At 65.8% G+C, this 19,752-nt stretch carries 17 protein-coding genes; 5 read left to right on the top strand and 12 right to left on the bottom strand.

The window, feature by feature from the left end:
- Window positions 1-5: 5 nt before the first annotated feature.
- The gene (locus G6N41_RS26770; protein WP_198966157.1) at window positions 6-2,735 is read right to left on the bottom strand and encodes a helix-turn-helix transcriptional regulator; all 2,730 of its coding nucleotides are present in this window, start codon (window positions 2,733-2,735) and stop codon (window positions 6-8) included.
- 614 nt (window positions 2,736-3,349) lie between these two features.
- On the opposite strand from G6N41_RS26770, the gene G6N41_RS26775 reads away from it, so the two are divergent.
- Window positions 3,350-3,526: a hypothetical protein gene (locus tag G6N41_RS26775; protein ID WP_015354875.1), complete on the top strand. Its 177-nt coding sequence runs from the start codon at window positions 3,350-3,352 to the stop codon at window positions 3,524-3,526.
- A 20-nt stretch (window positions 3,527-3,546) separates the two neighbouring features.
- On the opposite strand, the gene G6N41_RS26780 is transcribed toward G6N41_RS26775, so the two are convergent.
- The 3 genes from G6N41_RS26780 to G6N41_RS26790 all read right to left on the bottom strand — a co-directional run bounded on the left by G6N41_RS26780 (window position 3,547) and on the right by G6N41_RS26790 (window position 6,647).
- The gene (locus G6N41_RS26780) at window positions 3,547-4,827 is read right to left on the bottom strand and encodes a PucR family transcriptional regulator (protein ID WP_198968038.1); all 1,281 of its coding nucleotides are present in this window, start codon (window positions 4,825-4,827) and stop codon (window positions 3,547-3,549) included.
- Between the two features lie 64 nt (window positions 4,828-4,891).
- On the bottom strand, window positions 4,892-5,728 hold the full coding sequence (locus tag G6N41_RS26785) for a 3-hydroxyacyl-CoA dehydrogenase family protein (RefSeq protein WP_198966158.1): 837 nt from the start codon (window positions 5,726-5,728) through the stop codon (window positions 4,892-4,894).
- A gap of 145 nt (window positions 5,729-5,873) precedes the next feature.
- Window positions 5,874-6,647 (bottom strand): SOS response-associated peptidase, encoded by a 774-nt coding sequence (locus G6N41_RS26790; RefSeq protein ID WP_198966159.1) that lies wholly within the window; start codon window positions 6,645-6,647, stop codon window positions 5,874-5,876.
- A gap of 63 nt (window positions 6,648-6,710) precedes the next feature.
- On the opposite strand from G6N41_RS26790, the gene aroA reads away from it, so the two are divergent.
- Window positions 6,711-7,997 carry a 3-phosphoshikimate 1-carboxyvinyltransferase gene (gene aroA, locus G6N41_RS26795; RefSeq protein WP_198968039.1) on the top strand — a complete coding sequence of 429 codons (1,287 nt, stop codon included), beginning with the start codon at window positions 6,711-6,713 and terminating at the stop codon, window positions 7,995-7,997.
- Complete coding sequence (rsgA, locus tag G6N41_RS26800) at window positions 7,994-8,986, top strand: ribosome small subunit-dependent GTPase A (protein WP_198966160.1); 993 nt, start codon at window positions 7,994-7,996, stop codon at window positions 8,984-8,986. The genes aroA and rsgA overlap by 4 nt, the downstream gene beginning before the upstream one ends.
- Here rsgA and G6N41_RS26805 read toward each other — a convergent pair.
- Complete coding sequence (locus G6N41_RS26805) at window positions 8,973-9,446, bottom strand: winged helix-turn-helix transcriptional regulator (RefSeq protein ID WP_198968040.1); 474 nt, start codon at window positions 9,444-9,446, stop codon at window positions 8,973-8,975. The genes rsgA and G6N41_RS26805 overlap by 14 nt on opposite strands.
- Window positions 9,447-9,533: 87 nt before the next feature.
- Here G6N41_RS26805 and G6N41_RS26810 point away from each other — a divergent pair, with 87 nt between their 5' ends.
- Window positions 9,534-10,715 carry a thiolase family protein gene (locus tag G6N41_RS26810; protein ID WP_198966161.1) on the top strand — a complete coding sequence of 394 codons (1,182 nt, stop codon included), beginning with the start codon at window positions 9,534-9,536 and terminating at the stop codon, window positions 10,713-10,715.
- A 37-nt stretch (window positions 10,716-10,752) separates the two neighbouring features.
- Here G6N41_RS26810 and G6N41_RS26815 read toward each other — a convergent pair whose 3' ends face one another.
- The 6 genes from G6N41_RS26815 to G6N41_RS26840 form a co-directional block, all read right to left on the bottom strand.
- The gene (locus G6N41_RS26815) at window positions 10,753-12,039 is read right to left on the bottom strand and encodes a fatty acid desaturase family protein (RefSeq protein ID WP_020732154.1); all 1,287 of its coding nucleotides are present in this window, start codon (window positions 12,037-12,039) and stop codon (window positions 10,753-10,755) included.
- A gap of 229 nt (window positions 12,040-12,268) precedes the next feature.
- Window positions 12,269-13,555 carry a fatty acid desaturase family protein gene (locus tag G6N41_RS26820; protein ID WP_198966162.1) on the bottom strand — a complete coding sequence of 429 codons (1,287 nt, stop codon included), beginning with the start codon at window positions 13,553-13,555 and terminating at the stop codon, window positions 12,269-12,271.
- Window positions 13,556-13,643: 88 nt separating this feature from the next.
- Entirely contained in the window at window positions 13,644-14,798 is a 1,155-nt protein-coding gene (locus G6N41_RS26825) for a ferredoxin reductase (RefSeq protein ID WP_117425270.1), read from the bottom strand.
- Between the two features lie 141 nt (window positions 14,799-14,939).
- Window positions 14,940-15,440 carry a DUF6912 family protein gene (locus tag G6N41_RS26830; protein ID WP_012393180.1) on the bottom strand — a complete coding sequence of 167 codons (501 nt, stop codon included), beginning with the start codon at window positions 15,438-15,440 and terminating at the stop codon, window positions 14,940-14,942.
- A gap of 65 nt (window positions 15,441-15,505) precedes the next feature.
- Complete coding sequence (ppk2, locus tag G6N41_RS26835) at window positions 15,506-16,378, bottom strand: polyphosphate kinase 2 (protein WP_198966163.1); 873 nt, start codon at window positions 16,376-16,378, stop codon at window positions 15,506-15,508.
- A 42-nt stretch (window positions 16,379-16,420) separates the two neighbouring features.
- Window positions 16,421-17,839, bottom strand: coding sequence for a WS/DGAT/MGAT family O-acyltransferase (locus G6N41_RS26840; RefSeq protein WP_012393178.1), 1,419 nt, complete (start codon window positions 17,837-17,839; stop codon window positions 16,421-16,423).
- A 206-nt stretch (window positions 17,840-18,045) separates the two neighbouring features.
- Between G6N41_RS26840 and G6N41_RS26845 the strand changes: the two genes are divergently transcribed.
- Window positions 18,046-18,585 carry an Rv3235 family protein gene (locus G6N41_RS26845; protein WP_198966164.1) on the top strand — a complete coding sequence of 180 codons (540 nt, stop codon included), beginning with the start codon at window positions 18,046-18,048 and terminating at the stop codon, window positions 18,583-18,585.
- 17 nt (window positions 18,586-18,602) lie between these two features.
- Here G6N41_RS26845 and G6N41_RS26850 read toward each other — a convergent pair whose 3' ends face one another.
- Window positions 18,603-19,748, bottom strand: a complete 1,146-nt coding sequence (locus tag G6N41_RS26850) for a cation:proton antiporter (protein WP_198966165.1) — start codon at window positions 19,746-19,748, stop codon at window positions 18,603-18,605.
- Window positions 19,749-19,752 lie beyond the last annotated feature (4 nt).

Genomic DNA, 19,752 nt, shown 5'->3' on the forward strand with positions numbered 1-19,752 from the left:
ATCAATCAGATTTGATCGGGTGCCGCATGGATGGCGTCGAGGGCGTCATGCAATCCGGCCCGGTTTGTGACCCCCAATTTGGGGAACAACCGATACAGATGTGCACCGACGGTGCGCGGCGACAGGCATAGCCGTGCGGCTATCTCCTTGTTCGACAGGCCTTTGGCGGCCAATTCGGCCACCAGACGTTCCTGCGCGGTGAGCGGAGCGGGACCCACCGCGGCCGAGTGGCGTACCGCGGTACCCGCGGCACGCAGTTCATTGCGCGCCCGCTGGGTCCACGGTTCGGCGCCCAGACCGGCAAAGATCTCCGCGGCTGCACGAAGCACAACGCGGGCGTTGCGATAGCGGCGCAGCCGGCGGAGGCGCATTCCGTACGCCAGCCGAATACGGGCGTGCTCGAATGGAAATGAAGCGACCGCCGGATGGCCAAGTACCTTCTCGAACAACGCTGGAGCCCGCTCGTCCGAAGCACACAAGGCCTCCGCAGCGCCGGTTGCGATGGCCAGTCGCGGCGGGGCGTCGGCGAATTGCAGGCGCTTCGCCGCCCGAACGTGCCGGCGCGCCTCGTTGAGTCGATCCGTATGAACCGCGGCCTCGACGAGATCGAACAGGGTGCGGGTGGCGTGCAACGCGAACGGCGGGAACTCCCCCGGCGCCGTGATCGCGGTGGCCTGCAGGTAGGCCGATTCGTAGTCGCCTTCGGCAAAGCTGCACAGGATCGCGATCTGCGCGACGGCCCCGGTGAGGAAGCCGACCCGCCGCGGCTCGGCCCATACCCGCACTTGGGCGGCGAGCTCACGGGCCCGCACCACATCGCCGCGGCAGGCCGATATGACACCCAAATAACCTCTGAGCTGATAGCCAAACAGCTCGTAGTGGTGCTGACTACACAACGCCACGCCGCGCTGACTGGTATCGACCGCCTCGGCCCACTGACCACTGGCCAGCTGATAGGCCGTGACCAACGCGAGCGTCGCAAGCGCAATGGTGGCCGCGCCGCCCTCGATTTCGCGATCAGCCAGCGGAACCAGTACCGAACGAAAGTCGTCGATCAGGTCCACGTAATAGCCGGCCAGGGCAACGCGCATCACATCCCATGGCTCCAGCTCCGCCAACCGATCCAGTTGCTCCTTCAGCCGCTGCGTCACGGTGCGGCCGCGGCGGGCCGCATCGGCCCAGGCGTCGCGGTAGATGACGCTCAGCTCGCCCAGCCGGTCGGCTAGCGAGCCGACCAGGCCATCGGTGATCTGCCACAGCGCGGGGTCCGCGGCAAACATGCTGACCGCGAGCAACAGGTTGACCATCCGGGTCAGGGTTTCGCCGTCGAGGTCATCGGCCGATTGCAGCCGCTCAACCAGGCGACGATGTGTCGCGGTGACATCTCCATAGCGGTATAGCGAAATGAAAGACGAGATCAATAGCGCACTTGCCGACGCGCCGCCACCCAAACCCGCATCGGCCAGAAGTCGCTCGGCCTCGTCGAGTTTCGCCGCCTGCAACGCAACAAAGGCCGCGCTGGCCAGCAACTGTTCGCGACGCCGTGGTCGGTCGCTCAATTCACCCGCGCGCCGCAGCAACTCGATCGCCTGACAGGCATCGCCGCGCCGGATCGTCAGCTCGGCCGCCGCGGCGAGGGTATTGACAACCGCCGGATCGGGATCGACGGTGGCATGAGCGAGATAGGCGGCCCGGCGCACCACGTCATCGGGATACAGGTCGGCCAACTGGGCGTAGGCATGGCGCCGCTGCCCGGCGGTTGAGGTCTGGATCACCGCCGCACGGACCAATGGATGCCGGAAGACCAGCTCACCGCGGTCGACCACCAGCACGCCGTGTTCGATGGCGGCGTCGACTCCCTGCATCACATACCGCGTTCGCGGCGGCGCCGATGCCACGCCACCCGTCGCGGCCCCATCCAGTGCGCCGCGCAGCAGTTGCGCCTTGACCGACTCGTCGAGTTTTTTCAGCCGATCACCGAAGATGGCCACCAGTCGCTGAGTCAGCGGCAACCGCGCGTCAGGCGCCCAGGTGTTCTCCAACGCGCACCGCGACAGCTCGGCCAGCGCCAACGGATTTCCGGCGGCCTGCTCGAGCACCCCAACGCGCGCGTAGTGCGGCAGGTCGACGGCGAGTTGATCCAGAAACCGCTCGGCCTGCTCCGGGCCGAGCGGAGCCAGCACCATCTGCGGCCATCCCCCGTCCGCCAACGCATTAGGGACCTCATCACGGCACGCAGCCAGAAACCGCACCGCCGCACCGTCGAGCCGCCGTCCGGCCATCGCGATCACCCGTGCGCTGACGTCGTCGAACCAATGTGCGTCATCGATAACCACCAGCAGCGGCGTCACCTCACTCGCCAACGCCAACAGGTTGAGCAAGGCAAAGGTCAGCGCGGTAACTGTCGGCACCCGGTCGGGTACCGCACCCAGCACCGCCGCCAAGGTGCGCTGATCATCGGCGCCCAGTTGGGCGATGAACTCCCGCAGCGGGTAAACGAGCTGGCTCAGCCCGGCCAGCACGAAGGTCGCCTCGGCTTCTACCCCGCTGCACCGCAGCACCCGCCTGCCCGGTACCGCAGCCCGCTCCGACAATGCTTGGACCAGCATGGACTTGCCGACACCGGAGTCGCCTCGCAACGCCAGGCAACCGTCAGCGGTCCCACCGTTAACAAACGACTCCAGCGCGGCTAGTTCATCGACCCTTTCGATAAGACGACAACCACCCAAGTCCACAAATTCATTTCAGCAACCAAAGACCGATGATCCGCGAGTACGGCAGCGACTTGCCAGTGAACTGACAGTTACCTGCCAGCAAGCGCGCGCATCGGGCCAGGTGGAGCGTCCCGCGTGACTGCCCAGGACTGGCAGCTTCCGTCGGTCCTGGACAGGACTGCGGCCGGGGCGGATGGCCGAAAGCGGCCGCCGGAGAGTTCACAGGCAGGTCCGCAAACTCTGCGTCGCGTTCGATCACCGGGTAGGGCCGCTACCCGATCACCCGGACCGGCACCGAATTCGGCAAAGATCGATTGTAAGTCATTACAGCGCAAGGTAATACGCTCCGGATGGCGATCTATTGATGCGACGAGGTTGGCGCTCAGGGCGGGCACGGGCCCTTTTCAGGATTGGCCGGGCGCGCTGACCATGGTGGTGCCGCCGATGGGTTTGGGTTCGTCTCCAGACAACAAGTCTGGACCCAAAGTTGGTCGCTTGACGACATCGCAGCGCGCTCGGACTGCAATTAACTTACGTACCGAGCGCAACGGTGCGCATTCGAATAAGCCACAGCCACAAACTAATTCCGCCCCACTGCATCCTAGATCGGTGGTGCGGAGAAATGTGAGTAGATCATGACCGTCATCCTGCCGTACCTGACCATCGCCGGAATGCTTGCTCTTGTCTTGTTCCCGCTGATCGTGCCGGCTTTGATCACGCTGGTGCACACCGTCACCGACCCGGGCTCGCGGGCAGCCCGGTACCTGCGTCGCACCCGGTCTCAGGGGCTGGCCGTTCCCGAGGCCGGATAGCGCGGCCCGGCCGTCCTGGCCTATTTCGACTGCAAGACCGAGCCGCCGTACCAGTGACACACCAGCAGCGCGAGTTCGACATCAAGGCGGTCGCTACCGATCGCCCGGCCACGCCGGGCGACGGCGCGGCCGACGCGATACTTCACCGTGTTGAAATGCATGTTGAGCCGCTGCGCGGCGAGCTTGTAGCTCGACCCGCACGCCAGGTAGACGCGCAGGGTATCGCGCAGCCGCGCGTCGCTATCTCCGTCGCGCGCCAGCTCGCCCAGGACTTGGGCCACCCACTCTCGGGTGCCGGCCAGGTCGCCACCAAAACGCGCCACCACCGACAACCCGGGTTCACCGGCGCTGATCATCAGCGGTGGGCGGCGATCGCACAGGATCCCAACGCTGCGAGCTTCGGCCGCCTCCCGGTGCGATCGGCGAAAGCCGTCCACCCCGCTGGCCGGTGTTCCGATCGCCACGTTCGGTGAATCCGGGTGAGACCGTACGAAGTCAGCGACCGCCGCCACGGCGCGCTCCGGCGCCGCCCGGTACGGCAGCCACCCCCATCCGCAGCTCGGGTCGGCGGCCACGAACAACGGGCTGGCGTCGACTCCGGCGGCTTCGCCCAGTTCCCGCAGGAAGCGTTGCAGCCTGGGCAGTTCGTCGACTTCCCAGCCTTGGTCGGGATACCACATGACAAGGGCGAGATGGTGCCATCGCAGCGGATGGCGCACCGAAGTGATCGCCGCGTCGGCGTCGATCTCCTTGTCTGCGGCCAGGATCTCGCGCACCCGCACGCCACGAAGACTGTTCTGGTTTTCCAGCCAGCGTTCGCGCTCGTCCTCGTAAACGACGACCACCTGCTGCGACATCCAATCGATGTACTCGAACATCGCGACACTGATCGCTTCGATAACCGGCACCCGCATCGACTCCGGGATGTCGGTGGCCCGCAACTCGTCGAAGATCAGCTCGTTCATCAGGCGCTGGCCCAGCCGATACGCCCGCACCAACGCGTTGACCGGCACGCCATGCTGCGCCAGTCGGCGCGCGTACTCCAATACCGTGGTGGGCGCCTCGACTCGCTCGACGGCGATGTCGTAGCGCAGCGCATGCAGCATCGTGTCCACGTTGGCCTCGATGCTGGTGCCCAGCAATTCCTCGATGCGAAGGTCGCCGCCGAGTTCGGGAATGGTGCGCTCCAACGAGCGCCGAATGTGGGAAGCCACCTCGCCCAACCGGTCGTGCAGTCGCACGGCGACAGCGGCGACGTAACGGCTCACCCCGACCTCACCATCGAGGTGCGGATTCTCCACGTGCTCGACGTTAGCCCTTGCCGTCACGTTTCGGTGCCAGCAAGACGGTCCCGGATTCGCGCAGCTACCTATCCGAGGAATTCGGGTAGGTGTAGAAGCCTTCGCCGGTCTTGACACCGAGCTTGCCCGCGTCCACGTAGGACCGCAGCAAAGCCCGCACGTTTGTCGGCAGGTACGGAAACTCGTCGGCATAGTGGTTTTCGATGTCGAGCACGACGTCCAGACCGACCTGGTCCATCAGCTGGAACGGCCCGGCCGGTACCCGCCAATTGACCTTGAACATCCCGTCGACGTCCTCTGGGCGGGCCACTCCCTCGGCGACCACGGCCAGCGACTCACGTTTGATGGCGGCCCAGACCCGATTGAAGATGAAGCCGGTGCACTCCCGACGCGCCTCGAAAGGATGCACGCCGAATTCGGGCAGAACGGCCAACAAGGTGTCCAGGAGACCGCGATCGGTCTCGCCGTCGGACATCAGGTCCAGCGCATTGAACTGAGGCGGCATGTAGAAATGCGTGTTGCACAACCGGGTCTTGTCGCGCACGTTGTCGGCCATCAGCCGGGACGGGAAGGACGACGAGTTGGTCGCGAAGATGGTGTCCGGCGGAGCCGCCTGATCGATCTGGCCCCACAGCGCAGTCTTGATCTCCAGCTTCTCGGGAACGGACTCGACCGCCAGCCATGCACCCTCTAGTGCGGTCGCCAGGCAATCCGTGGCCGTGACACTACCGACTTCACCGAAACCTCTGTCCTGCAGCAGCTTCGGCAGATTATCTGCGACATACTGCGCTGCCTGGGCCCGCTGTTCGGCGCGGCGCGCATAGATTCGCACGGTCCCGCCACGGCTGGCGAACATCAACGCGATACGGCGCCCCAGAGTGCCCGCGCCGATCACCGCCACCGGGCGGTTACGGATGTCTGCAAAGGTGTACGTGTATGCGCCAGTCGCACCCGCATGCTAGGTCCGCGCGGGGTGCTCGGGCAGTGTCGCGAAAGCACAAAGATCGACAGCTTGTTGTCTTGCCGAGACAGCCCGTGCCAGCACGCTAGAGCAGCGTGATCTGTTCGGGCTGCGGCTCGGCCGGCTCCAGCAGTTCCGGCCCGTTATTGCGCACGCTGTTGACCAGCGTGGACACCTCACGAAACGCCATGTCGCGCACATCGGGCGGATGGGACAACAGCGCCGGGTCCAGCGGTGCATCCGGGTTGAGCCAGGCGTCCCAGTCGCCTTCGGACAGCATCAGCGGCATCCGGTCGTGGATCCCGGCCAGTTCGCCCGCGGCATCGGTGGTGATGATCGTGGCGCTCAACAACGGGGCGGCCGCGTTGTTCGGCTTCCACACCGACCACAGCCCGGCCATGCACACCATGTCGCCGTCAGCGCGATGGATGAAGAAGGGCGTCTTGGCAACCTTCTTGCTCCCTGCGCCGATGAGAACGTCGGGGTTGGCCCGCCATTCGTACCAGCCGTCCATCGGCACCAGACAACGCTTGTGCTGCGCAGCGCCACGAAACGCCGGCGACGTGGCGACCGTCTCCGCGCGGGCGTTGATCAGCAGCGGCCCCTTGCCCTCCGGTGCGCCCTGAGGCCCCGGTTTGGCCCACGACGGCACAAATCCCCAGCGCATCATCCGGACGCGGCGAGTCGGCTCGTCATCGGGCTCGCTGTGGCGGGTCACGACGGTGGCGATCATGTCGGTTGCGGCCACGTTGTAGTTGGGGGCGAAGCCATCGGAGGCCGCGCCGCTGGCTTCGTCGATGGCGTTGATCTTCTCGGCCAGCAACGCCGGATCGGTGGTGACCGCAAACCGTCCACACATGACTCCCATGGTGCCTGGTATCCACGACACCCGCCGACACGGCAGGATGAAGCGGTGAGCAGCATCGAGCCATGGCCAGCCCCATTCGCACCGACACCCGTGAACGCGACCGTGACCGTCCCGGGCTCGAAGTCGCAGACCAACCGGACGCTGGTGCTTGCGGCGCTGGCGGCGGCACAGGGCCAAGGCTCCTCGACCATCACCGGCGCGCTGCGCAGCCGCGATACCGATCTGATGATCGAGGCGTTGCAGACGTTGGGCTTGCGGGTCGACGGGACTGGTTCCGAGCTGACGGTCAGTGGCCGCATCCGGCCCGGCCCCGAGGCCCGGGTCGACTGCGGCCTGGCCGGCACGGTGTTGCGGTTCGTTCCCCCGCTGGCGGCGCTGAGCGCCGCCCCGATCACCTTCGACGGGGATGAGCAGGCCCGGGCCCGCCCCATCGCACCGCTGCTGGATGCGCTGCGCGGCCTGGGTGTGCCCGTCGATGGTGCCGGCCTTCCGTTCCGGGTTCAAGGCACCGGGTCGGTCGCGGGCGGCACGGTGGCCATCGATGCGTCCGCGTCGTCCCAGTTCGTCTCCGGCCTACTGCTGTCCGGGGCGTCGTTCACCGACGGCCTAACGGTGCAACACACCGGTTCGGAGCTGCCGTCCGCACCGCACATCGCGATGACGGTGCAGATGCTGCGCCAAGCCGGCATCGATGTCGACGACTCGATACCCAACCGCTGGCTGGTCAGGCCCGGCGCCCTCAGGCCTCGGCATTGGGACGTCGAGCCGGATCTGACCAATGCGGTCGCATTTCTGGCGGCGGCCGTGGTCACCGGCGGGGCGGTGACCATCACCGGCTGGCCGGCGGACAGCGTGCAACCCGCCAAGAACATTCTCGACATTCTGCAGACACTGAATTCCACTGTCCGACATATTGATTCATGCCTTCAGGTGCAGGGTCCGCAGACCTACCGCGGATTCGACGTCGACCTGCGCGATGTCGGCGAACTCACCCCATCGGTGGCGGCGCTGGCGGCGCTGGCCAGCCCCGGATCGGTGTCCCGGCTGGCCGGCATCGCTCATCTGCGCGGCCACGAGACCGATCGGCTGGCCGCCTTGAGCACCGAGATTAACCGCCTCGGCGGCAACTGCGAACAAACCTCCGACGGTCTGGTGATCACCGCTACGCCGCTGCGTCCGGGCAGCTGGCGCGCCTATGCCGATCATCGGATGGCGATGGCCGGCGCGATCGTCGGGCTCCGGGTGGCCGGGGTCGAGGTGGACGACATTGGGGCCACCAGCAAGACGTTGCCGAAGTTCCCACAGCTGTGGACCGAGATGGTCGAGGGGTCCAGCGGTTGAGGCCAGGCGACTACGACGAATCCGACGTCAAGATCCGTTCGGGTCGCGGCTCACGTCCGCGAACCAAGACCCGTCCGGAACACGCTGACGCCGAAGCCGCCATGGTGGTCGCCGTTGACCGCGGCCGCTGGGGATGCGTGCTCGGCGGGGACCCGCTGCGTCGGGTCACCGCGATGCGGGCCCGCGAGCTCGGACGCACCCCGATCGTGGTCGGCGACGACGTCGACCTGGTCGGGGATCTGTCCGGACGCCCCGACACCCTGGCCCGCATCGTGCGCAGGGGGCCACGCCGAACGGTGCTGCGTCGCACCGCCGATGACACCGACCCCACCGAACGGGTCGTGGTCGCCAACGCGGATCAGTTGTTGATGGTGGTGGCGCTGGCCGACCCGCTACCGCGCAGCGGATTGGTGGACCGGGCCTTGATCGCCGCCTACACGGGCGGGCTGACCCCCATACTCTGCCTGACCAAGACCGACCTGGCCCCGCCCGAACCTTTCGCCGAGCAGTTCCTCGAACTGGACCTTCAGGTGGTTGCGGCGGGCCGCGACGATCCGCTCCTCGCGGTGGCCGACCTGCTCGACGGCAAGACGACCGTACTGCTCGGGCATTCCGGCGTCGGCAAGTCGACTCTGGTGAATCGCCTGGTCCCCGAGGCCGATCGGGCCGTCGGCGAGGTCACCGAGATCGGCAGGGGCCGGCACACGTCGACGCAGTCGGTCGCGCTGCCTCTCGAGACGGACGGGCAGGGCGGCGGGTGGGTGATCGACACTCCCGGAATCCGCTCGTTCGGCTTAGCCCACATCCAGCCAGACGACGTGCTGCTGGCCTTTACCGACCTGGCCGAGGCGATCAGCGATTGCCCGCGCGGCTGCGGGCACATGGGGCCGCCGGCCGATCCCGAATGCGTACTGGACAGTTTGTCCGGAACCGCGGTGCGCCGCGTGGCAGCGGCCCGCCGGCTGCTGACCGCCCTCAGGGAGACCTGACCAACCGCATACCGAGTTCGTCGGCGGGCACCAAGTGCCCTTTGGCACATCGAATTTCAACCTGCGCCGGCGCCCCACAGCCCAGGTGGGTCAGTTGCAGGCGATCGCCGACGGGCAGGTGGCGCTTGCCCCACTGAAACAGGGAAAAGACCACCGGCATGAAATCAAGCCCGGCCTCGGTGAGCACATACTCATCGCGGCTGCGCTGCCCCGGCTCGCGATACGGCCGCCGCGCCAGCAGTTTGAGGCTGACCAATTCGGCCAGCCGCGCCGAGGTCGCGGCCTTGGTGATACCCACCCGGCGGGCGAAGCCATCAAAACGGGTAGTGCCATAGTAGGCCTCCCGCATGATCAACATCGCGGATTTGGTACCGACGACGGCCATGGTCTTCTCAATCGGACACTCGCCCACCGCCGACCAGCCATCACGGTCGGCCAGTGGGCCCTCAAGCATTGTCACGAAGATCACCCTCCACTCCAGGTTGCGCTGAGTATAATTAGCTGTTATAGCTGAGTATAGTTATCAATACTTAGCTCAAGGAGGGCCATGTCCCAGAGTCGCGACGCCGTCATCGTCGGCGCCGTCCGCACCCCCATCGGCAAGGGCAAGGCCAACGGCGCACTGCACCAGGTCCTACCCGCCGACCTGCTGGCGCACAGCCTGCGCCAACTGGCGGCACGAACCGGCGTCGACCCGGTACAGGTCGACGATGTGATTGCCGGCGCGGTGACCCAGGTCGGCGATCAGGCGGTCAACATCGCGCGCAGTGCGCTGCTGGGTGCCGGATTCCCGGAATCGGTTCCCGGGGTCACCATCGACCGGCAATGCGGCAGCAGCCAGCAGGCCATCAGCTTTGCCGCCCAGGGCGTGCTGGCCGGCGCTTACGATCTGGTGATCGCCGGTGGCGTTGAATCGATGAGCCGCGTCCCGATGGGCACCTCGGTGCTGCCCGGAAGCAACCCGTTCGGCGCGGACATGAACAACCGCTACCCCGACGGGCTGGTGCCCCAGGGCATCAGCGCCGAGCTGATTGCAGCACGGTGGGGCTTGTCGCGCACCCAACTCGACGAGTTCTCCGCGGCCAGCCATGACAAGGCCGCCCGCGCCACCAAGGACGGACTCTTCGACAACGAGCTGATCCCGATCGCCGGGCTCACCCACGACGAGATCATCCGCCCCGGCACCACCGTCGATACGCTCGCCGCGCTGCGGCCGGCGTTCCACAGCGCTGCGATCAAAGAGCGCTTCCCGCAGATCAACTGGTCGATCACCCCGGGTAACTCGTCACCGTTGTCCGACGGCAGCGCCGCGGTCATGATCACCAGCAGCGACGTCGCCCGAAAGCTGGGCCTGCGCCCGTTGGCGCGCATTCACACCACCACGGTGGTGGGTTCGGATCCGCTCTACATGCTGACCGGGGTCATCGCGGCCACCGAAAGGGCGCTACGCCGCGCCGGGTTGGCCCTGCGCGACATCGACCTGTTCGAGGTCAACGAGGCCTTCGCCCCGGTCGTGCTGGCCTGGGCGAAGGACACCGGGGCGGATCTGGCCAAGACCAATGTCAACGGCGGCGCAATCGCCATCGGCCACCCGTTGGGCGCCAGCGGTGCGCGCATCATGACCACGCTGGTCAACACTTTGGAGCAGCACGGTGGCCGCTACGGCCTGCAGACCATGTGCGAGGGCGGCGGCATGGCCAACGCGACCATCATCGCGCGACTGGGGTAGCCGCAGCGCGCGCCGACGGCTGCCGCCACCGCCGAGGCTAGGCCGCCAGACCGTCGGTGCCGCCGGCCTTCTTGGCCTTGCCGGGCTTGGCGCGCCGCCAGCCACGTACGGCGGTTATCGCAGCCTTGAGGCCCCGACGACGGCCGGTCATCGGATCGGTTCCCGCGAAGCCCGGCTCCAGACCGGCGAACATGCGCTCGCTGCGGGTCTCCGGAGCGTCGTCGGCGTTGTCGCGCAGGTACTTGTTCGGCAGCGAGAGCTTGGCGAGCGTGCGCCATGTCTTGGCGTACTGCAGCGGGAATGAGCCTGTGGTGTAAGGCAAGTCGTACTTATCGCAGATCTCGCGCACCCGCACCGAAACCTCGGCCAGCCGATTGCTCGGCAAGTCCGGATAGAGGTGGTGCTCGATTTGATGACTGAGGCTGCCGCTCATGAAGCGCATCGCCGGTCCAGCATTGAAATTGGCGCTTCCCAACATCTGCCGCAGGTACCACTGGCCCTGGGTCTCGTCTACCAAATCAGTCTTGGTGAATTTCTCTGCGCCATCCGGGAAATGCCCACAGAAAATAACGGCGTTGGACCAGACGTTGCGGATCACATTGGCAAACGCGTTGGCGGTCAAGGTAGACCGGTACGTTGCGGCAGGCGACACCGACGTCAACGCCGGGAAGGCCACATAGTCTTTGACCGCCTGACGACCGGCCTTACCTGAGAACTCCCGTAGCCTGAATTTGGCAGCTTCGCGCTCTGGTCCATCTTTGAAGAGGTCGCGAGCCTCCAAGTGCCGCAACGCGATTCCCCATTCGAACCCGATCGCAAGCAGGGTATTGATGGCCAGGTTGAAGGCGTCTCGCCGCCGCCACCCTTGGTCCCGGGTAACCCGCAGCATGCCGTAGCCGACATCGTGATCCATGTCGAGAATGTTGGTGTACTTGTGGTGCACCACGTTGTGGGTATACCGCCAGTGCTTCGACGTCGAGGCCATGTCCCACTCCCACGTCGAGGAGTGCACCTCGGGATCATTCATCCAATCCCATTGGCCATGCATGACGTTGTGACCGATCTCCATGTTCTCGATGATCTTGGCCACGCTGAGCGTCACCGCACCTACCCACCACGCCGAGCGACGCGAGCTGGCCGCCAGCACCAACCGGCCACCGACCTCCAGCGCCCGCTGTGCGGCGATGGTTCGGTAGATGTAGCGGGCATCGCGTTCACCGCGCGATTCTTCAATGTCGCGGCGGATGTCATCGAGTTCAGTGCTCAGGTTTTCGATATCGCCGTCCGTCAGATGCGCGAACACGTCGACGTCGGTTATCGCCACCTCTCACCTTCCTGCCCCGTAGCCATCAGCCACGACAATGCTAATCTTCGACCCCGTAGGTTACCTACGGGTAACTGAATCATGTCTCGCCCGCGAGCACCTGATGCGATCCGGGCGCGGGGCCCGGTTACCGACCGCTTTGCGGCATGGCCGCGGTGGCCATCCCCGCCGCGACACCACTCTCGCGTCAGCAACGAACTGGCTGCCCCCCGCAGCGGGGTGCTATCAGCTAGGCCGCCAGATCGTTTGTGCCACTGTCCCTTACCTCCGGGACACGCTTGCCGCGCCGACGGCCCCGCACGGCGGCAATCGCACTCTTGAGGCCACGGCGCCGGCCGGTCCGCGGATCGGCTCCCGCGAAGCCCGGCTCCAGGTCCGCGAACATCCGCTCACTGCGGGTCTCCGGAGCATTGTCGGCGTTGTCACGCAGGTACTTGTTCGGCAGCGACAGCTTGGCCAGGGTCCGCCAAGTCTTGCCGTACTGCACCAGGAACGAGCCTGTGGTGTAGGGCAAGTCGTACTTGTCGCAGATCTCGCGCACCCGCACCGAAACCTCGGCCAGCCGGTTGCTCGGCAAATCTGGATAGAGGTGGTGCTCGATTTGATGACACAGGTTGCCACTCATGAACCGCAGCGCGGGCCCGGCTTCGAAGTTGGCGCTACCCAGCATCTGCCGCAGGTACCACTGCCCCTTGGTCTCGCCCACCATGTCAGTCTTGGTGAATTTCTCTGCGCCATCCGGGAAGTGCCCACAGAAGATGACCGCGTTGGTCCACACGTTGCGGATCACGTTGGCCGTGACGTTGGCGGTCAGGGTGGACCGGTATGTCGCGCCGGGCGACACCGACGTCAACGCCGGGAACGCCACGTAGTCCTTGAACACCTGGCGAGCGGCCTTGCGGGAAAACTCGCGCACCCGGGTCTTGGCGGTGTCGCGGTCCAGCCGCCCCCTGAGGATCTTGCAGATCTCCAAGTGCTGCAACGCGACTCCCCATTCGAAGCCGAGCGCCAGCAGGGTGTTCCACACCAGGTTGAAAATGTTGTAGCGCTTCCAGCGCTGATCGCGGGTGACGCGAAGCATGCCGTAGCCGACATCGTCGTCCATGCCCAAGATGTTGGTGAACTTGTGGTGCACGAAGTTGTGGGTGTAGCGCCAATGCTTGGACGCGCCGTTGATGTCCCACTCCCACGACGAGGAGTGAATCTCCGGATCGTTCATCCAGTCCCATTGGCCGTGCATGACATTGTGGCCAATCTCCATGTTCTCGACGATCTTGGCCACCCCGAGGGTCAATACCCCCGCCCACCACGCCGAACGGCGCGAGCTGGCGGCCAGCATCAGCCGGCCACTGACCTCCAACGCGCGCTGCGCCGCGATGGTGCGGCGAATGTAGCGGGCGTCGCGCTCACCGCGAGAGTCTTCAATGTCTTGTCGTATGGCATCGAGTTCAATCGCCAGATTCTCGATATCGGCGTCCGTCAAATGCGCGAATACGTCGACGTCGGTAATCGCCATCATCTTCTCCCTGCGTCGTACGGTCCCAAATCGGCTACGAACCTACGCAATCGTAACCTACGAATGCGTAAGTTACTAGTCGGTAGCTTCAGACGTCGATCACACAGTCGCCGGACGCTGCCGTGACACAGGTCTGCACCCGGCTCCCGGGATCGTGCTCCTGGCCCGTGCGCAGGTCGCGGACGTGCCCCTGCACCAGATCGACCACACACGACTGGCAGATACCCATCCGGCAACCGAACGGCATTTGCACACCGGCGCGCTCGCCGGCATCCATCACCGAGGTCGCCGCGTCGACGTCGACACTGCGCCCACTGCGGGCGAACGTGACCGTCCCACCGGCGCCCGCGGGGGCCGCCTTGGACACCGCGAACCGCTCCAAGTGCAGTCGGTCGCCGATCCCGGCCGCGGACCACACCTTTTCCGCCTGGTTGAGCATGCTCTCGGGCCCACACGCCCAGGTCTGTCGCTCACGCCAATCCGGCACCTGCTCGCCGATCCGGGAAAGATCGAGACGGCCCTGGGAGCGCGTCGCGCGCACCGAAAGCCGGTAGCCCCGGTGCTGGGCGGCCACCCCGGCAAGCTCATCACCAAACATCACGTCCGCGTCGGTAGGCACCGAATGCAGGTGGGTGATGTCAGTGATCTGGTTGCGGCGCAGCAGCGTTCGCAGCATCGACATCACCGGCGTGATCCCCGACCCGGCGGTGAGAAACAGAATCGACGGCGGGGCGGGGTCGGGCAAAACGAAATTGCCCTGGGGTGCGACCAGTCGCACGATGGTCCCCGGCGCGACACCGGCCACCAAATGCGTGGACAGGAAGCCTTCGGGCATCGCCTTGACAGTGATCGTCACCGTTCGCGCCGACCCCGGCCCGGACTTCCCGCCAACCGGGCTCGACGTCAGTGAATACGATCGCCACCGCCAACGCCCATCCACCAGCAGCCCGATCCCGATGTACTGGCCCGGCTGATAGTCGAAGCTAAAGCCCCAGCCGGGTTTGATGACCAGCGTGGCGGAATCCTCGGTCTCCCGGCGAACCTCGAGAATGCGGCCGCGCAATTCGCGTGCCGACCACAATGGGTTGGCCAGCTGAAGATAGTCATCGGGCAACAGCGGTGTGGTGATACGTGAGGCGATCTTGCGCAGCGCGTGCCAGCCCGGGTGCCTGTCCGCACCGACGATGGTCGGCCGCTTGGTATCGATGATCTGGGCGCTTAGTGCCGCGTTTTTCTTGACCATAAAAAGCTCCTGCTCGCGGCGTGGAGTCGGTAGCCGCCCGGGTTTGGGCGGCAGCACGCCCTTACGATGAAGCTACGGTAACGTAGGTTACGGTTGTGTAGCTAGACCCCGGCTGTGCTGATTACGTCACATCCGCCGGATTTACAGCAGGTCGAGCAGGAACGGCAATTCCTGGTTCGCGTACCACGCCAGGTCGTGATCCTGCGCGTCGCCGACGACTAAGTCGGCGTCCTCGTCACCGAGGTCGGCGGCATCTATGACGGCGATGGCCGCGCTGACGGCCGGTTCGGCGGCAACGTTGTCGACGTAGGCGGCGACCACCTGATCCATGGCAATCGGAGCACTCAGCCGGACGACGGCATCGTCGAGATCCGGTCGGTAGATGGCGTCGTCCACCTCCGCGGTAAGCACCGCCCGCCGCGGCGGCAGCTTCTCGTCCTCATCGTTTGCCAGCAGCCGCAGCGACGCCAGCGCGGCCTCTTGAAGTGCCACTTCGGCCAGCTCATCGTCGTCGCCTTGCGCGTAGGCCTCACGCAACGTCGGAGTCACCGCGAACACCGTGCCATTGACCGGCCACAACGAGCCGTCAGCCACCAGTTGCTGCAACATGGCCAGCGTCGCGGGCACATAAACCTGGATCATCGGCCGACCACCTGTTGGCACGGCTGTCTGCACCAGCACCGGCCCACCGCATTTGGGATCGTCATTCAGCGCCCGATCAACGTCGACGCGTAGTCCTCGACATACTCGGACAATTCGCGTGGTGGGCGCTTGTAGTTACCGGTGACGATCGGCTGGTCGGGCAGATTGACCTTGGGCATCTCCACCGGGCGGTAGTCGATCGTCGACAACAGATGCGCCATCATGTTCAGCCGCGCATGCTTCTTGATATCGGATTCGACGACGTACCACGGGCTCACCGGGGTATCGGTGTGGACCATCATCTCGTCCTTGGCACGCGAATAGTCCTCCCACCGATAGACCGATTCCAGGTCCATGGGGCTGAGTTTCCACTGCCGGACCGGGTCGGTCTGGCGCGCCTTGAACCGGTGCAACTGTTCCTCATCGGAGACCGAGAACCAGTACTTGCGCAGCAAGATCCCATCATCGATGAGCATCTGTTCGAAGATCGGCGTCTGCCGCAGGAACAGCGCATGTTCTTGGGGCGTACAGAATCCCATCACCTTCTCGATACCGGCGCGGTTGTACCAGGACCGATCGAAGAAAACGATTTCCCCTTTCGCGGGCAGATGGGCGATATAGCGCTGGTAGTACCACTGCCCGCGTTCCCGATCGTTGGGCACCGGCAACGCGGCAACGTAGGCGTGTCGTGGGCTGAGGTACTCGGTGATCCGTTTGATCGCGCCACCCTTGCCGGCGGCATCTCGACCTTCGAAGATGACCACCACACGCGCGCCCGCGTGCCGGACCCACTCCTGCAGCCTCACGAATTCGGTTTGTAGCCGGAATAATTCGGCTTCGTAGACGCCTTTGGAAATCTTGTGTCTGCCGGCCCCGGCTGACTTCTTCTTCTTTTTCTTCGCCTTCGCCGGCGCGCCGTCATTCGTCGCGGTGCTCACATCAACGAATGCTATCTCTAAGCAGCACCTTTGCCCCGGCGACTACCGAGAAGCTTCCAGCAGCTCCTCGAGTGATTGAGCCAGCAGCGCCGGCAGCAGCTCGACGTCGCTCATCGCGTCGCGGTCGGCGTTGATGCCGAAGTAGAGCATGCCGTTGTAGGAGGTCACGCTGATGGCCAGGGCCTGATTGTGCAGTAGCGGCGGCACCGCGTAGGCCTCCAACAACTTGGCGCCGGCCACATACATCTGCGACTGGGCTCCGGGGGCATTGGTGATCAACAAGTTGAACGTCCGCTTGGAAAAGCTGGGAAAACTGGTGGCGACCCGGATACCCATCGCGTGCAGGGTGGGCGGCGCAAAGCCGGACAGCGTGACGATGGTGCGGGCATCGACCAGGCTGGCCGCCGTCGGGTTCGATTCGGTGGCGTGAGCGACTTGCGACAGCCGCACCACGGCATTGCGCTCCCCCACCGGCAGGTCGATCAGGAACGGCGTCACCTGGCTGATCTGCTGACCGGGCCCGGACGAGTCGAGTTGGTCCTCCACATAGACCGACAGCGGCGCCATCGCACGCACCGTTGCCGTTTGGGAAACCGTCTCACCGCGCGACATCAGCCAGTTGCCCAGGGCGCCGGCTATCACGGCCAGCACCACGTCGTGGACGTCGCAGTCGTAGCGGGCCCGCACCGTCCGGTAGTCCTCCAGGCGTCCGCTGGCAACCGTCAACCTTCGATTCCGCGAAACGGGCGCATTTAGCGGACTGCTGGGGGCGGTGCCGCGCGCGACGTTACGCGCGACATCGAGGATCCGGCGGCCGGCGTTGACGAGCTGACTCTGATTGGTCGCCAACCCGGCGATCGCCGATCCGACCGCCTGCAACTGCGCGCCGGGTCCCACCACCCAATCGCCGATGGCCCCCATCACCAACCTGGTGTTGCCCGGGTCGCGCTCAGGAATCCAGATGTCTTCCGGGAACGGCGGTGGGCGCTGGGTCCGGTCAGCGATGACGTGTCCGAGTGACAGCGCTGTCACCCCATTTATCAAGGCCTGGTGCGTCTTGGTGTAGAGGGCGACGCGACCTTTTTCCAGCCCCTCGATGAGATACATCTCCCACAGCGGGCGCGACTTGTCCAAGGGCCGCGCGGCCAGCCGCGCAATCAACTCGTGCAGTTGCTCGTCACTGCCCGGCGACGGCAGTGCCGACCGCCTGACGTGATAGGTGATGTCGAAGTCCGGATCGTCGATCCACACCGGCCGGGCCATGCCGATCCGCACCTCACGGACCTTCTGCCGGTAGCGCGGGATCTGAGCCAACCGCTGCTCGACCGTGGCCAGCAGCGCCTCATAGCTCAACCCGGCACGCGGACGGCGCAGGATCATCAGCGACCCGACGTACATCGGGGTAGCGGTGTTCTCCAACCGATAGAAAGACGCATCGGTGTTGGACAGCCGGGTCACCATTACGGCCCTGTCCTCCTTGTCGACTGGTTGCCTCAACCGATGTGGGTCACCGTAACCGCTGGTGTGGCCACCTACGGGCGCGGGTACGCGCCGCCGTCATTTGTGCGATGATGGCCCGCAGTTTGTCTGCCACTCTCCAGCGGGCACTCGCACCCAATCTTTGGGTCGGTTGTTGGTTTGCGCCATTACGAGTTGGAGAGTGCCACTTGAGTATTGGTCCTGATGCCGCCGCGCCCCGTCGGGCGGCCTTCGCCGTCATCCCGGTAGTCGAATACGAACCTGCGAGCCGCACCGTCGGGCGGCGCCGGCCCTCGTCGCACGCACCGGCGCGGCCACGCCTGGCCCGCACCGGCGGTCCCGCCCGCGGCGAACAGCCCGCCGCCACAGCGACCGATGCCATGTCCGCGCCGATGCGCCAGGCGGCCGCGTTCACCGACGCGGCGCTGCGCCGCGTTCTGGAGGTCATCGACCGCCGCCGTCCGGCGGGGCAGCTTCGGTCGCTGCTGACGCCCGGCCTGGTCGATTCGGTGCTGTCGGCCAGTCAATCGATGGCCGGGCGCAACGGCGCCGCCGCGCTGCGCCGGCTCGGACTTCAGCCCGTCGGGTGCGATGGCCGTGACACCGCGGCCGAGGTTTTTGGAACCTACAGCCGCGCAGACCGGATTCACGCGATCGCCTGCCGGGTGGAGCGGGTCGCCGCGTTGGGCACACCGCGCTGGGTGGTCGTCGCCCTGCATATCGGTTGAGTGCCACCCGAGACCGGTCAGGCGGTGGTTGCCACCGGCCCGCCGGTATAGCGGGCCAGCACCGGTCCGGCGACCGCCATGATGAAGACATACGCGGTCGCCAACGCCGCTACGGCAGGGATCGACGCGCCGACCAGTCCGATGATGATCAGTGAGAACTCGCCTCTGGCGATCAGCGCGGTACCCGCACGCAAATGTCCGCGGCGGGCCACTCCGTCGCGTCGAGCGGCGAACATTCCGGTGAGCACCTTGGTTGCCGCGGTGACGACGGCCAGCACCATGGCCACCGGGAGCGCCGGAATCAACTCTTTGGGGGCGACCGACAGGCCGATGCCCAGGAAGAAGATCGCCGCGAACAGATCGCGCAGCGGCCCCAGCACCCTGCGGGCCCGCTCAGCGGTCTCGCCGGTGAGGGTCAGGCCCACCAGGAATGCGCCCACCGCCGCCGAGGCATGCAACGTCTCGGCCAGCGCCGCAACCATCAGGGTGATGCCCAATACCCGCAGCAACAACTGCTCCGAATCGGGGTGCGCGAACAGCCGGCCGAAGTGATGGCCCCAGTAGAAGGACGCCGCGAAGGCCCCGAGCAGGGCTGCGATCGCGGCCAGCGTTCCACCGAGCGCATGGAGCCAATCGCCGTGCAGGGCCAGCACCGTGAACAAGGGCAGATAGCCGGCCATGGCGAAGTCTTCGAACACCAGCACCGACAACACCGCCGGTGTTTCGCGGTTACCGAGCCGGCGCAGGTCTTCCAGCAGCCGCGCCACCACGCCCGACGACGAGATGTAGGTGACCCCGGCCAGCGCGAGGATCGCGACACCGTCCAACCCCAGCAGCCAGCCGGCCACCGCCCCTGGCGTGGCATTGAGGACGATATCGACCATGGCCGAGGGCATGTGGTGGCGCAGACTGCTGGCAAATTCGGTCGCGGAGAACTCGAGACCCAACGTCAGCAGCAGCAGCACAATGCCGATGGGCGCGCCGGTGGCGACGAAATCGTCGGCGGCGGCCACCGGCAGGACGCCGCCCTTGCCCAACGAGAGGCCGGCCAGCAGATAAACCGGGATCGGGGACAACGCGAATCTGCGCGCGATGGCACCAAGCAGGGCAAGCGTTGTCAGGAGTGCGCCGACCTCAAAAAGCAGCGCCCTCGAAACCTCCACCGAT

The organism is Mycobacterium shottsii (assembly GCF_010728525.1).
GTDB classification, from domain to species: Bacteria; Actinomycetota; Actinomycetes; order Mycobacteriales; family Mycobacteriaceae; genus Mycobacterium; species Mycobacterium marinum.